This window comes from Gimesia chilikensis (genome assembly GCF_008329715.1).
Taxonomy (GTDB): Bacteria; Planctomycetota; Planctomycetia; order Planctomycetales; family Planctomycetaceae; genus Gimesia; species Gimesia chilikensis.
The window spans coordinates 691885-706511 of sequence record NZ_VTSR01000005.1; the positions used below are offsets into that span (position 1 = coordinate 691885).

Below are 14627 nucleotides of genomic sequence, written 5' to 3' on the forward strand. Positions count from 1 at the left end.
TTCCCAGCTCCCTGTCGTAAAAATGGGGCAGGCGCCAGGGATAACCGCTTTTCGATCCGTCGACCTAGCCCCACATACTTAATTCGTATTTTCATAGACCTTCGTTAGACATATGGGCCTATGAGGGTAAACCGGTTACAACATGCTAATGATCGGTTCACCCGGGACCGGTAAGACACTGCTCGCATCGCGGATCAGTACGATTCTGCCGCGACTGTCCCAGGAGGAAAGTCTGGAAACGACGCGGATCTACAGCGCGATGGGGCGTCTCTCGCGAGACCAGTCGCTGGTGATGTTACGCCAGTTTCGCACTCCCCACCACACCATCAGCGAAGCGGGTCTGGTGGGAGGGGGTTCCACTCCCGCACCGGGTGAAATCAGCCTGGCGCATAACGGCTTGCTGTTTCTGGACGAGTTGCCCGAGTTCAATCGCCGCACCCTGGAAGTGTTACGTCAGCCTCTGGAGGGTGGGGAAGTCACTATCTCCCGTGCGATCGGCAGCGTTACATTTCCTGCAAACGTGATGCTGATCTCTGCGATGAATCCCTGCCCCTGTGGCTACCTGTCTGATCCGAGACGAAAATGTTCCTGCAATCCGATGCAGATCGAACGCTATCTTTCCAAAATCAGTGGACCGCTGCTGGACCGGATCGATATTCACATCGAAGTTCCCCCGGTCCCCTTTCGCGAACTTTCCAACCAGACTTCTGGCACCAACAGTCAGACCATGCGCGAGCAGGTGTCGGCGGCCCGCGAGATTCAGGCGCGCCGCTTCGCAAATGAAAAGACGTCGCATAACGGCCGGATGACGCCCCGCCAGTTGAGGAAATTTAGCCAGCTGGCCTCGGATGCTGAGGGCCTGTTGAAAACCGCGATGGAGGAGATGGGCCTGTCTGCCCGGGCACACGATAAGATTTTACGCATCAGTCGCACGATTGCGGATCTCGACCAGAGCGATCAGATTACCGCAGCCCATGTCAGCGAAGCCATCAACTACCGTACTCTGGATCGTCAGTTCTGGTCATGAAACTCAGTCTGCCTGTTCTGAAGCCTGCGGCTCTGCCAGATGCGAGATGGTCTCCAGCAGCTTCTGTTTATTGACGGGCTTAGTTGCATAGGCATCACAGCCTGCGTTCAGGCATTTTTCCATATCGTTTTTCATCGCATGGGCCGTCAGTGCAATAATCGGACGCTTATAGCCTGCCTCTCTGAGTTTGCGGGTGGCCGTGTAACCATCCATGACCGGCATCTGCATATCCATCAGCACGAAATCATAGGGGTTCCCAGCTTCCTGGGCAGCCAGTGCCTGTTCGGAACCAAGCTTTCCATTATCTGCCAGTTCGACTTCCATGCCCTCTTTCTTCAGCAGAAACGAGATCAGTCGCTGATTGTCGAGGCCGTCTTCCACGATCAGTACACGCCGGTAGGAAACACTACGACCAGACTCAACTTGATGTTCCTGGTTCTGTTCCTCTGCGGCTTTGCGGAAGGAACTTTCATCCAGGTGCAATAGTCGCACTCCTTCGAGAGAGCCGGTATTGACGGTGATGGTGAAGGTACTTCCCACGCCTACTTTACTCGAGACCTGAATCTGTCCGCCCAGCATTTCGACCAGGCGTTTGGAAATCGCCAGCCCCAGACCGGTGCCGCCATATTTCCGGGTCGTTGAGCTGTCGGCCTGTGTGAATGGTTGATAAATCTGGGAGAGTGCCGCTTCCGAGATGCCGATGCCTGAATCAATCACGTCGAATCGGAGTTGCGCACAGGAGTCTTCCAGGTTGATGGTCTGGATGCGGAGTTTTACGTAACCGGTCTCGGTGAATTTGATCGCATTTCCCAGCAGATTGATCAGCACCTGACGCAGTCGTGTCGGATCGGTGACGATTGTTTCCGGAATCGGATTCTCAAATTCAATCTTCAATTTGAGCTGCTTCAAGTCTGCTTTGACCTGCATCAGAGCGGCGATGTCCCGCACGATCTCTTGTGTATCGACCCGGACCTGCTCGAGTTCGATCTTGCGAGCTTCGATCTTAGACAGGTCCAGAATGTCATTGATCACGCCGATCAGATACTCGCCATTGCGTTTGACAATGTGAGCTGCCTCAATGTCTTCTTTCTCTTTCAGATTACCCAGCAGGATATCAGTGAAACCCAGAATGGCTGTCATCGGTGTGCGGATTTCATGACTCATATTAGCCAGGAATTCACTCTTGGCATCGCTGGCAGCCTCGGCCCGTTTCCGTGCTTCGTTCAATGAGCGTTCGTATTCTTTGCGTTCGCTGATGTCCTGGATAATTCCGGTGAAGATTTCCCGGTCTGCCAGCACAACCGAACTCACAGCCAGTTCGGCGGGGAACGTTGATCCATCCTGTCGCTGGGCCACGATTTCCTGCCGCGAACCGATCGCGCGGACCAGTTGCGGGTTCAAGTCTCCTTCGGAGTATTTGTGCTGCAGATTCTGGTGCAGGGGTGGAATCAACAGGTTGATGTTCTGCCCGATCACCTCGTGATTCAGATAGCCAAACAGGTGCTCCGCTCCCAGGTTGAATTCTTCGATTCTGCCTTCCAGGTTGATGGTGATGATGGCATCCATCACGTTGTCCATGATCGAGCGGTAACGCAGCTCTCGGTCTTTGACATCCGATAACAGGACTTCCTGGGCGTCCAGCACACGGTTGTATTGATATCCCACAATCCCGGCTTCGGTAAAATCGTCGACCTCGGCCCGAGAGGAACTGTCCCCCTTTTCGTGGGCAATCATGGTTTCCAGCAGACTGTGCAGTTCGGTAGAAGCACCATGTTCGGCCACATTGAGACCAATTTTTTCGTCACCCGCGGAAACCCGGATCGGCAGGAAACGATTCAGCGTCCACATACAAGCCCAGATAAAACCAAAGCTCCAGACGAAGCAGACAGCCGCCCCCAGGGCTTGAATCCCCAAGAGGTGCATGCGTGTGATACCGTGCGGTACGTGCTCCATTTCAGCAAAGAGGGCGACAGCCAGGGTCCCCCAGACGCCCGCGAATCCATGCACGGGAATCGCTCCCACGACATCATCGACTTGCATGCATTTTTCGAGCAGATACGTTGCTCCCAGCATGACCGCGCCGGCGACCATGCCAATCAGAATCGCGCTGGGATAGGAAATAACGTTGCAGCCCGCCGTCACAGCCACCAGCCCTGCCAGTGATCCGTTGAAGATATTTTCTACCGAAATCTGCTTAGACGAAAACATTTCCCAGAGGAGTGCAAAGACGCCCCCCGCGATCCCGGCCAGAATCGTATTTAATATGATAGAGGGAACCTGTCCGTTTAATGCCAGCGTGCTCCCGCCGTTAAAACCAAACCAGCCAAACCACAGAATCAAAAATCCGAGCGCCGCCAGGGGCAGGTTACTCGCTGAGAAGCGAGATTTGTCAGCGCCCGCGCCAAAGCGTCCCGTGCGTGGTCCCAGAATCAAAACTGCTGCCAGCGCAGACCAGGCTCCGACGGAATGCACGACACTGGAACCGGCAAAATCCATAAAGCCCAGCTTTCCCAGCCAGCCTGCCGGGGCACCTGCGGCATCCCGGGCCCAGGCCCAGTGACCGAACACAGGATAGGCAACCGCACCAATGGCACAAGCCAGGATCACATAGGAGCGAAACCGCATCCGCTCTGCGACCGCGCCCGAAGAGATCGTCATCGCGGTACTGCAGAACACAAGCTGGAACAGAAAGACGACGGTGGCCCAGTGAGTGGTGCTGTTGTCAGCAAAGGCGAAACCGGTCGTTCCGATCAGCCCCAGAAAAGACTCACCAAACATGAGTCCGTAACCGAAGAGCCAGAACAGCAATGATCCGATAAAGAAATCGACGACATTCTTGGTCGCGACATTAATGCTGTTTTTCGAGCGTGACAGTCCTGATTCCAGGCAACAGAAGCCTGCCTGCATCAGAAAAACCAGACTAGTACAGATTAATACCCAGATCGTATTCGTGGTTAACTCGTAAGACATTGAATGAGGGGGCCTTCAAGTCATGCAACCACAATCATTTCGAAGCACAAAATGATTGTCATATGAGGGAAATAGAATTGTTAAAATCTAGATCCACTTCAGAGACAGTCAAAAGAATTCTGAGTGGAACACCTCATATTTCGACCCGGCAGTCCGATTTGTCAGACATCTGCGTTCAATCCAGACAATCGCACTCTTCGCCCCAGGCAGAACACCCCGTACAACCGGAAAGAAATCATTCGCGAAAAGTCGCTGCGGAAAGCATCCTGCCAACATGTTCCGGATCAGTGTGCTTCACCGCTGGCTGCAGCAACCGCTTCAAGCGAGAGCGGGTTCGGCTCTTCGACCGGCGGAAAGCAACCCGGCGCATTATTTTGATACCATTGCTCCAGAACGTTCAGCCATTGGTCTGAAGTTTTGACGGCGATAAACGCATCGCGAACTGCTTTGCGCTGCGGATGCAACTCTGAATAGAAGATGCCAAACTTGCGCATCGTGTTGCAGACTTTTTTCTCGCCGTAAAATTCACGAGCGAGTTCAAAATGCTCTGCGATCACGGTCCTTTGTTCATGGACATCAGGAGGCGTAATCGATTCCCCCCGCAACAGGCGTTCGGTCTGTTGAAAGATCCAGGGATTCCCGATAGCACCCCGGGCAATCGAAACGCCGTCCACTCCAGTCACACGAAGCATGTCCAGGCAGGCTTGGGGAGAGAAGAGGTCGCCACTCCCCACCACAATTCTGTCGCCCGCCTGTTGCTTGACCTGTCTGAGAAATTCCCACTTGCTGGAGCCGACATATTTTTGTTCGACCGTGCGGCCATGCACGGTGATCGCCGCCAGTCCCCGCGCGTAAGCACCTTCAAAGATACGAAAGAAGTTTTCTTCCGATGCGGAACTGTCATCAATGCCGCGCCGCATTTTGAGTGTCACCGGAATTGAGTCGGGAACCGTATCTCGGACCCGGGAAATAATCTCCAGCGCCACCTCAGGCTGTCCCAGATGATAGCCACCCCGACAGCGGCTCATAACTTTTTTCACCGGGCAGCCAAAGTTGATATCAATCACATGAAAGCCGGCGTCAACGAGTTTCTGTGCCGCAGGCCCGAACTCTTCCGGCTCGGAGCCCATCAACTGTCCGCCCACCGGATATTCATCCGGATGACAGTACATCATCGAGAGCTGCTTCCCCTGACGTGTCTGATTAATCAAACGGTCAATCATCACTTCACAGAGTGTATAAGCCGCCCCCAGTCGCGCTGCAATCACCCGCATCGGATAATCGCTGTAGCCACTCAATGCCGCCTGACACAGGGGAGATTTGAGCTGGTAAGGCCCCAGGCTGACCGGTTTTATTTTCATTTCAGACGTCATCTTCAGCTTCGTACTTTCACAGAATAATCAACGGGTAAACTGGTCTAATAAATCTCGCGTGATCTGCCCTGGCCGCTCATGCCCGCAGATCACACCACTGACGGCAACACGCGTCGCTCCCGCCTGCAGAACTTCCGGAAGGTTCTCTGCGTTGATGCCGCCGATCGCAAACCAGGGCAGGGTAATCTCGGCAGCAACCTGCTTTACGAAATCCAGTCCCGCATACTCTTCTTTGGCAAATTGTTTCGTAGCCGTGGGAAAGGTGGGGCCGACGCCGATGTAATCGGCTCCATCCAGTACGGCCTGTCGTGCCTGTTCGATATTATGCGTCGAGACGCCAATCAGCCGACGGGAGCCGACGATCTGTCTGACTTCACGCACCGGCAGTTCGTCCTGTCCCACATGCACGCCATCAGCGTCTATCGCTACCGCAAGATCCGGACGGTCATTCATGATCAAAATGGCTCCTGCTTCCCGCGTCCATTCCCGGGCCCGCCTGCCATGTTCGAGCAGTTGACGGTCTGACATTTCTTTTTCGCGGATCTGCACGATGCGGACACCGACTGCAACTGCCTCACGAATTGCAGGTCCGCAACCATGATGACACATCGATTCTGTCGCCAGCAGATATAGCTGACAGTCCTCAAGCCGGTGCTGACTTGAGACACAGGTCAGCACGCTCTTTTCCAGAGTATAAAGTGAGTACCGCATCTGTTTAAAGATAGCGGCTGCCTCTACAGAGATCAGCTTTCCGAATTCTTCCAGTGTTCGCGCTGCTTCCTGCACCCGCTTGAGATTGGCCTGAACCAGATGTTCCAGAGAAGGGCGGTCAAACTCGGAAGTCGAGCTGATCGCGGTTCCCACATCGTTAAGCGTGTCGCGGCTGGCGATCAGGGAGTCCTGACCGATGAACTGCAAGGCTTCGGTCAATTGATGCCGGGTGGTTTTCAGTAATCGGGTCAGATGCGCATCGTCCAGCGTGAATCGCAGAAAGTCTTCGACCACCCGCAGTCCTTCCCGCAGACGATTCGCGGCGGCATCGATAGTGCGGAACGTATTCGTCTGATCGCTGACTGTCGCGGGGACCGTGCGAAAAGCGAAATCGACATCGATCGGATCGCCTGCCTGCTGATGTTCGCCCTGAAATGAGGCTGCCAGCGAATCCGAGGAAATGGCTCCCTGATTCACCAGCCATTCCGTGTGAGGTCCTTCGGTCTTCAAGACGCCCCACAACAGATGCTCGCTGCCGATTTCGACCGGCAGACTGGTCTGACTGGCCTGTTCCAGCGCTCGATTGAGAACGTCCTTTAACTGAGGAAATCGATACAGTGCCTGGGAGAGTTCCAGAGGAACTTCTGTCTCGAACAGATCGGATTCGGCCTCTGAGTCCGGCAGAGTCAGTTCAAACTCCTGTAATATCAGGCTTTGCACGATTCCATGCACCTGCAGAATCTCGGCAGCCCGGGACTCTTCTTGTGCCAGAGCCGCCAGCAGATGCCGGGGATTCGTTACCTGATCATTTGAATTATTCGCGATCAGTTCTGCCAGCGCCAGGGCACGCTGTGCGCCGGCGGTTAGTAAATGTTGCATCGGTCTCAGGTATTTTCTCAAAACGGGAGAGGTAAGTAGACTTCGAAAGACGTCCCGACAGGCAATCGTAACTTATTTAGCTTAACCGATTGAATGCTTATCTTGCTACATTTGGGTATGGGTACTAGAATTAACTTTACCGGGCCTGTCGAATTTGCGGATTTTGCAGGTTTCGTACGATGAAAAACTCCGTTAACCCTCATCAGGGAAGAGAGGGGGTATTTCCAATGTGACACCCGCTGAAAGTCGACGTGTTAAGATAGACAGCTTATTTTAGTAAGTTGTGATTATTCAGTTACTTCCTATGATGAACTGACAGTAGTTTGGGGAAATTCCTCGACGTTTTTTTGTGAGTGACGTATTATTCTCAGGGAACCATTCCTGAATCACTGTCAGCAACGAATCCATTCAGTGCGTTGTTTGTTGTTTAACGCCGTTCGGGTTAAATAAACAGCGTTTTTGAATTTTAAAAGACAAGAAACAATCGAATTAGCATTATAGTTTGGGAGAAATGCTCCCTGCGACTGAACCCACCGGTTTCCAGTCAGGGGAGTCAGTGTTCATCCAACAGCGCCCGCAATGGTACTGGGCCATAGGAGAAACGAGTTATGTACGAGCGGTTTACAGATCGAGCTCGAAAAGTGATGCAGCTGGCCAATCAGGAGGCCCAGCGGTTCAATCACGAATATATCGGGACCGAACATATCCTTCTGGGTTTAGTCAAGGAAGGCTCAGGAGTCGCAGCCAATGTATTGAAAAATCTGGATGTGGATCTGCGCAAGATCCGTCTGGAAGTTGAGAAGATTGTCCAGTCCGGACCAGACATGGTCACCATGGGCAAACTCCCCCAGACGCCCCGCGCCAAGAAAGTCATCGAATACGCGATGGAAGAGGCCCGCAACCTGAATCACAATTACGTAGGTACAGAGCATCTGCTGCTCGGCCTGCTGCGTGAACAGGACGGCGTCGCCGCTCAGGTCCTGATGAATCTGGGTCTGAAACTGGAAGAAGTCCGCGAAGAAGTTCTCAACCTGCTGGGTCACGGCCTGGAAGGGGGCGAGGCTGGCGAACGGACTCCCGGAACCGGCAGCCAGAAAGCCGGCAAGAGCAAGACTCCCGCTCTGGACAGCTTTGGTCGCGACCTGACCGAACTGGCTAAGCAAAAGAAGCTTGATCCGGTCATCGGCCGTTCCAAGGAAATCGAACGCGTCATCCAGATTCTCTGCCGTCGTCAGAAAAACAACCCCGTTCTGCTGGGTGAAGCAGGCGTTGGTAAAACCGCGATCGTCGAAGGGTTCGCCCAGATGGTCGTCGACGGCGAAGTTCCGGACCTGCTCCGCGATCGTCGCATCGTCGTGCTCGACCTCGCTATGATGGTCGCCGGCACCAAGTACCGCGGTCAGTTCGAAGAACGCATCAAAGCCGTCATGAACGAAGTCCGTCGTGCCAAAAACACGATTCTGTTCATCGACGAGTTGCACACCCTCGTTGGCGCCGGTGGTGCTGAGGGAGCGATTGACGCTTCTAACGTACTGAAACCTGCTCTGAGCCGTGGCGAACTGCAGTGTATCGGTGCCACGACCCTGGACGAATACCGTAAATACATCGAGAAAGACAGCGCCTTGGAACGTCGCTTCCAGAACGTGATGGTCGAGCCTCCTACAGACGAACAGACGGTCGAAATTCTGCGTGGTCTGCGTGAACGCTATGAAGAGCATCACAAGGTGCAGATTACCGACGACGCGCTCGAAAAAGCCGTCGAACTCTCTTCACGTTACATCACCGGTCGTTGTCTGCCCGACAAGGCGATCGACGTAATCGACGAAGCGGGTGCCCGGATCCGTCTGAAATCAATGGTGCGGCCTCCCGATCTCAAAGAACTCGAAGAAGAATCAGAACGCCTCAACCAGTCCAAGGAAGAAGCGGTCGCTAACCAGGACTTCGAACTGGCAGCCAATCTGCGTGATCAGGCTGATAAGCTGAAGAAACGGAAAGAGACGCTGACCCAGGAATGGCGTGAAAAATCCAAAGAAGTCGACGGCGTCGTCGATGCGGAAGTCGTTGCAGAAGTGGTCGCCAAGATTACCGGCGTTCCGCTGACCCGGCTCTCCAGCGAAGACACGGTGCGTCTGCTCAACATGGAAGACGAACTGCACAGACGCGTCATCAGCCAGGACGAAGCCATCAAGCAGGTTTCCAAAGCCGTCCGCCGCAGCCGCAGTGGTCTGAAAGATCCCAAACGACCGATGGGGGCATTCCTCTTCTCCGGTCCGACCGGGGTTGGTAAAACCCTGCTGGCCAAGACGCTCGCTGAATTCATGTTCGGCGATGAAACCGCTCTGATCCAGATCGACATGAGTGAATACATGGAGAAGCACAACGTCAGCCGTCTGATCGGTGCGCCTCCGGGATATGTCGGTTTCGAAGAAGGGGGTCAGCTGACCGAAAAGATTCGGCGTCGTCCCTACGCAGTTGTGCTGCTTGACGAAATCGAAAAAGCACACCCCGACGTCTTCAACATGCTCCTGCAGATCATGGAAGAAGGCCACCTGACCGACAGCTTCGGTCGCAAGGTCGACTTCAAGAACGTCGTTCTCATCATGACCACCAACGCCGGTGCTCAGGGCATGGCTCACGGGGACGCCTTCGGGTTCCGTAAAGCCGACGATGACACCAGCTACGATGCCATGAAACGAAATCTGATGCACGACCTGCAGAAAGAGTTCAAACCGGAATTCCTGGGACGTCTCGACGAAGTCGTCGTCTTCCGGAAACTGACCCGCGAAGAACTCAAGCAGATCGTCGACATCGAACTGGCCAAGGTTCGCAAACGTCTGAAGGAACAGGGCGTTGTCCTGGAACTGACCGACCAGACCCGCGAGTTCATCATCGACAAAGGCTCCGAAGGGGGCGAACTCGACTACGGTGCACGTCCGCTGCGTCGTTCGGTCGAACGCTACATCGAAGACCCGCTGGCAGAAGAACTGCTGCGGGGTGCCTTTGAAGGCAAGAACAAAGTGCTGGTTACCGTCGCTGAAGTTGGCGATGAAAAACGGCTCGAGTTCGAAGGTTCTTACGAAGCCGAAACCGAAGAGCTGGCAACCGTCGGTTCCAGCGAAGGCGGTTCTTCAGAAGGCGAAGGTTAAACTTCCCTTTTTGAATAACGCTTGAGATAAAACTTCCAGAGCCCTCACTATCACGGTGAGGGCTCTTTTTGTATCTGTATTCAACCGCAAGGAGCAGGACCATGCTTCCCCGTCGACTCGAACCCGAAGTCATGGACACCCGCGAAGAGGCCCTCGGCTACAACACCATGGACAATCGCGAGGTCAATCGGCGCTTCGCGGATGAAGTCCTCGCGCTCATCGCAGGTTCGGAAAAAGATAGCTCGCAGCCGCTCACACTGCTCGATCCCGGCACCGGGACCGCGCTGATCCCCATAGAAATCTGTCAACGTAACGCGCAGGTTCAGATCATCGCGGCCGACCTCGCTACCGAAATGCTCAAAGTCGCCACAAACAACCTGCGCAGCGCGGAACTCTCCAACCGCATCTCACTGGAACTCGCTGATGCCAGACAGCTGCCCTGCCCGGATTGTTCCGTGGACGGCGTCATCGCCAACAGCCTGATTCATCACATCGCGGATCCCTTGCCCATCCTGCAGGAAATGCTGCGCGTGATCAAACCGGGTGGCTTCCTGTTTCTCCGCGATCTCGCCCGGCCAGACTCGCTGGACGATCTCGAATCGCTCGTCAGACAGTATACCGCGAATGACACGCCGCACCAGCGTCAGATGCTGACCGACTCCCTGCACGCCGCGCTCACCCTCTCAGAAATTCGGGATCTGCTGCAGACCTGCGGCCTGCCCCCTGAAGCAGCACAGCTGACCTCCGATCGGCACTGGACCGTCTCGCATCGACTTGCGCAAACATAAAAACAGGGGAAAGACTGACTTCGTATCAGTCTTTCCCCTGTGGCGTTTTCAATTAGTCTTTAATTGAAATCAATCCCTGATCCGCCTGGTGAACGTCTTTGTTCAAAGCCGATCACTCGCTGGCATTTTTGGATGGCGACTGAGATGGGGTACGCTGCGCTTCCGCTTCTTTCATCGCGTTTTCACGCTGAATCGCATCATACACTTCCTGACGGTGTACTGGAATTTCTGTAGGGGCCTGGATTCCTAACCGCACTTTATCACCCCGGATATCGACAATAGTAATGACAATATTGTCACCGATGATGATGCTCTCGTCGCGTTGTCTCGACAATACAAGCATCGTAGTAACTCCTTCCGTAGATCTATTATTTCTGGGCCAATGAGGTGATATCTGAAGAGGCGACAAACCTCTTATCGATTTGACTAAAAGCTTGTCACCTGTTGTCATTTCGTAAGTAAGTAAAAACAATTCAGTCCGGTCGGAAGGGACTCCATCTTGGAGAACCGTGCGGTTCCTGCACAAAACTCCCGATCCGGCAATGACCCACATCCCTGCATCTGAGTAATGAGTTCCGCGGGGGTACTAACTACATCGACCTTTCCACAGAGAAGATTCCTTTTAAGATAGGATAAATGAGCACATTAAGAAAAGATGTATGCCGCTCTGCCGAATAGCCCAACCATACCGCCTGTAACGATTTTGACGCCCGGCTGGCCATTAATAATGAAATTTTGCACACATGCGAACATAAACAGGACCTCGAGGGGCTAATCTGAATTGCCAATTCCCCTGCAGATGTATAACCTTGTAGGTAGCGCTCTGATTTGACGCACTTCGCATCCCACCTAGATTTACTGCGGCGAAAATCAGAACCTGCCTCGTGTTTCACCCTCTGATTAAGCAGACCTTCCGGATCAAATCCGGTCCTGACCCCCACTTTCGGGACAAACGCTGGAGTAAATGACCAATGGCCACACTGTTGATTGCTGCGGGAGCCTTTATCGGTTACATCATCGCTTACCACACCTACGGTAAGTGGCTCTCCCAGAAAATCTTTAACGTCGACGCAGATGCGGAAGTTCCCAGTAAACAGCTGCGTGACGATATCGACTTCGTCCCCACCAAAAAAGAAGTCATCTTCGGTCACCACTTCACCAGCATCGCCGGCACCGGACCCATCGTTGGTCCCGCGATTGCCGTCTTCTGGGGCTGGCTGCCTGCACTCCTCTGGGTGCTCTTTGGGTCTATTTTCGTCGGCGCCGTTCACGACTTCGGTGCGCTGATGGTGTCGCTGCGCAACCGGGGACAAACCGTCGGTGAAGTGGCCGGCAGACTGATTGCCCCCCGTACCCGTATCCTGTTCCTGCTGATCCTGCTGCTCGCCCTGACGGTGGTGCTTGCCATCTTCGGACTGGTGATTGCCATCATCTTCTCGCTCTATCCCGAGACGGTCATCCCCGTCTGGATTACCATGCCCATCGCCATTGTGATCGGCCTGATGGTCTATAAACAGAATGCAGAACTGCTCATCCCCTCGCTCGTCGCGCTCGTCATCGTTTACGCTTCGATCTACATGGGTGCCTACTACTGGCCCATCAATATCGCCACACTGTTCGGCATCCCCGATATGGGACCGTTCCCCAACGCGGTCATTCTCTGGACCTTCGTCCTGCTGGCTTACTGTGCCGTCGCCTCGGTGATGCCGGTCTGGCTGCTGCTCCAGCCGCGCGATTTCATCAACAGCCACCAGTTGGTTCTCGCACTGGGACTGCTGCTCATCGGAGCCCTGGTCGCTGGTGCTACCGGAAAAGCAGACCTCGTCGGGTCCGCCCCCGCGGTTGCCACGAACATCCCCGCCGATGCACCACCCATCTGGCCCTTCCTGTTTATTACCATCGCCTGTGGTGCCTGCAGTGGTTTCCACTGCCTGGTCAGCAGCGGTACCAGCAGTAAGCAGGTCGAATCCGAAATGGACGCGCAATACGTCGGCTACGGTGCCATGCTCCTCGAAGGGGGCCTGGCCGTCATCGTGATTCTCGCCTGCTGTGCCGGCGTGGGCATGGGTGATTTCACCCGCGTCGGGGAAGGAGCTGCCTACAGCTATCAGCCCACGCTTGCCACAGGAAGCGATACCCAGCTGGCCGGACTGGCTGCCTGGGAAACTCGTTACGACGCCAGCAAAGGCTGGGGTGCGTTCGGCCTGAAAGACAAAATCGGTGCCTTCATTCACGGTGGTGCCAACTTCCTGGGTGCCATTGGTATCCCGATGAAGCTCGGCATCAGCATCATCGCCGTCCTCGTGGCCAGCTTCGCTGCCACCACTCTCGACACCGCCACGCGTCTGCAGCGATATGTGATCCAGGAACTCGCGGCGACCGTACACATTAAACCGCTCACCAATAAATATGCGGCTACCGGACTGGCAGTCGCCCTGGGTGGCATGGTCGCCATGATGCCCGCCAGTGCCACAGCAGGTCCTGGTAGTGGCGGTCTGATTCTCTGGCCCCTCTTCGGTGCCACCAACCAGCTGCTCGCCGGCCTGGCCTTCATGGTCATCGTCTTCTACCTCCGTCGTCGCAACAAACCCATCATCTTCGCCCTGGTCCCCATGATCGTCATGCTGATCATGCCCGCCTGGGCCATGCTCTGGAACATGTTCAACGGCGAAACCGGCTGGTTCTATAACCCGGAGAAACAGCACCTGTTCCTCTTCGGCGTCGCTGTCATCGGCCTCCAGGTCTGGATGATGATCGAAGGCCTGCTCGTCTGGTCCAAGTCCAAGGGGCACCTCGAAGAACAACTCCCGGAACTCTCCACAATTCGCCCCGCGGTCGCTACCACCTCCGCCGGCGGATCGAACTGAGCGTAACCACCACAGCACAAACCGCTTAACCGACGGGCCCTCAGCCCGTCGGTTAAGTACATTCCTGGGTAGGCCCGAATGCAATTCGGGCCGAGCGCAGCGAGCAGGAAATTGACAGAGTAAGACTACGAACGGTGGACCCAGCGCACCACTCGCTAAGTGAAAACGTTCGTGCCCGATTGTCACAAGTAGACTTCGACATACACGACCGGCAGCGAGTACCCATTCCTGAATCAAGCGTCTGCGAACAGGACCCAACGAACCGCCCCACTGAACTTCGCCTGCACTTTCCTGAACAGACTGATCTTGATTCGCACTTCCCGAATCGTAAAGTGTCGCAATTGTGCTTCGCGCGCGAGGCGGACGATGCGTGCACCGGAACACGCGACACAAGTCACGTAAAAGCACCTGAATCGCCGTCGTTTTTTGGCGTTTTTCACCGGAACAGTCGGCACCGGTTCGATCTGTCTCGTACATTTTCAACTCATTTCGGAGCATACTCAGAGCACTTCGGAGCACAATCGCGGTGAACTCAAAGTATTTCACAATCATTTCACTCCCCGGATTCTGCTTGACGCCTGCGTGCCGATCGAAATAATCTCCATTCCACATGACGAACGTTCCCAGGAATGGACTGAGAGAAAAACCAGCGCTGGCAACACGCTCCCCCATCACCGGCGCTGATCAAGATACTTCCCACTTGATACAAAAGGAGCGCGCACTCATCCTACAGATCGGCACCAACAGGAAAAGCTGCACATCAGCCAGCACAAAAAACTGAGCGGCAAGGCGCTAGTAACTCCGCTCTTAAGTTCGTTCCCACCAGAGCGGTTTTTTATGCTGTTTTCCTGATTTCTGTAGACTGC

Annotated in this window: 7 protein-coding genes and 1 pseudogene; 4 read left to right on the forward strand and 4 right to left on the reverse strand. The window is 54.6% G+C overall.

Annotated features, from left to right (window positions below):
• Nucleotides 1-136 precede the first annotated feature (136 nt).
• Nucleotides 137-1027, forward strand: a pseudogene (locus FYZ48_RS07085) (YifB family Mg chelatase-like AAA ATPase); the annotation flags it as partial.
• A 3-nt stretch (nt 1028-1030) separates the two neighbouring features.
• Here the strand turns inward: FYZ48_RS07085 and amt are convergent.
• From amt to FYZ48_RS07100, 3 genes are all read right to left on the reverse strand, one after another.
• Complete coding sequence (gene amt / locus FYZ48_RS07090) at nt 1031-3997, reverse strand: ammonium transporter (protein WP_149338817.1); 2967 nt, start codon at nt 3995-3997, stop codon at nt 1031-1033.
• Between the two features lie 284 nt (nt 3998-4281).
• Nucleotides 4282-5358, reverse strand: coding sequence for a tRNA dihydrouridine synthase (locus tag FYZ48_RS07095; RefSeq protein ID WP_149338820.1), 1077 nt, complete (start codon nt 5356-5358; stop codon nt 4282-4284).
• A 39-nt stretch (nt 5359-5397) separates the two neighbouring features.
• The gene (locus FYZ48_RS07100; protein WP_149338822.1) at nt 5398-6960 is read right to left on the reverse strand and encodes a thiamine phosphate synthase; all 1563 of its coding nucleotides are present in this window, start codon (nt 6958-6960) and stop codon (nt 5398-5400) included.
• 608 nt (nt 6961-7568) lie between these two features.
• Here FYZ48_RS07100 and FYZ48_RS07105 point away from each other — a divergent pair.
• Both FYZ48_RS07105 and FYZ48_RS07110 read left to right on the forward strand, forming a co-directional pair.
• Nucleotides 7569-10106 (forward strand): ATP-dependent Clp protease ATP-binding subunit, encoded by a 2538-nt coding sequence (locus FYZ48_RS07105; protein WP_145045445.1) that lies wholly within the window; start codon nt 7569-7571, stop codon nt 10104-10106.
• 101 nt (nt 10107-10207) lie between these two features.
• Entirely contained in the window at nt 10208-10894 is a 687-nt protein-coding gene (locus FYZ48_RS07110) for a class I SAM-dependent methyltransferase (protein ID WP_149338824.1), read from the forward strand.
• A 112-nt stretch (nt 10895-11006) separates the two neighbouring features.
• On the opposite strand, the gene csrA is transcribed toward FYZ48_RS07110, so the two are convergent.
• On the reverse strand, nt 11007-11237 hold the full coding sequence (csrA, locus tag FYZ48_RS07115; protein ID WP_145045449.1) for a carbon storage regulator CsrA: 231 nt from the start codon (nt 11235-11237) through the stop codon (nt 11007-11009).
• A 628-nt stretch (nt 11238-11865) separates the two neighbouring features.
• Between csrA and FYZ48_RS07120 the strand changes: the two genes are divergently transcribed.
• Nucleotides 11866-13761 carry a carbon starvation CstA family protein gene (locus tag FYZ48_RS07120; protein ID WP_149338826.1) on the forward strand — a complete coding sequence of 632 codons (1896 nt, stop codon included), beginning with the start codon at nt 11866-11868 and terminating at the stop codon, nt 13759-13761.
• Nucleotides 13762-14627 lie beyond the last annotated feature (866 nt).

Coding starts and splice junctions, on each gene's coding strand:
- FYZ48_RS07110 (WP_149338824.1), top strand. CDS start 10,208: ATGCTTCCCCGTCGACTCGAACCCGAAGTCATGGACACCCGCGAAGAG.
- csrA (WP_145045449.1), bottom strand. CDS start 11,237: ATGCTTGTATTGTCGAGACAACGCGACGAGAGCATCATCATCGGTGAC.
- amt (WP_149338817.1), bottom strand. CDS start 3,997: ATGTCTTACGAGTTAACCACGAATACGATCTGGGTATTAATCTGTACT.
- FYZ48_RS07095 (WP_149338820.1), bottom strand. CDS start 5,358: ATGAAAATAAAACCGGTCAGCCTGGGGCCTTACCAGCTCAAATCTCCC.
- FYZ48_RS07120 (WP_149338826.1), top strand. CDS start 11,866: ATGGCCACACTGTTGATTGCTGCGGGAGCCTTTATCGGTTACATCATC.
- FYZ48_RS07100 (WP_149338822.1), bottom strand. CDS start 6,960: ATGCAACATTTACTAACCGCCGGCGCACAGCGTGCCCTGGCGCTGGCA.
- FYZ48_RS07105 (WP_145045445.1), top strand. CDS start 7,569: ATGTACGAGCGGTTTACAGATCGAGCTCGAAAAGTGATGCAGCTGGCC.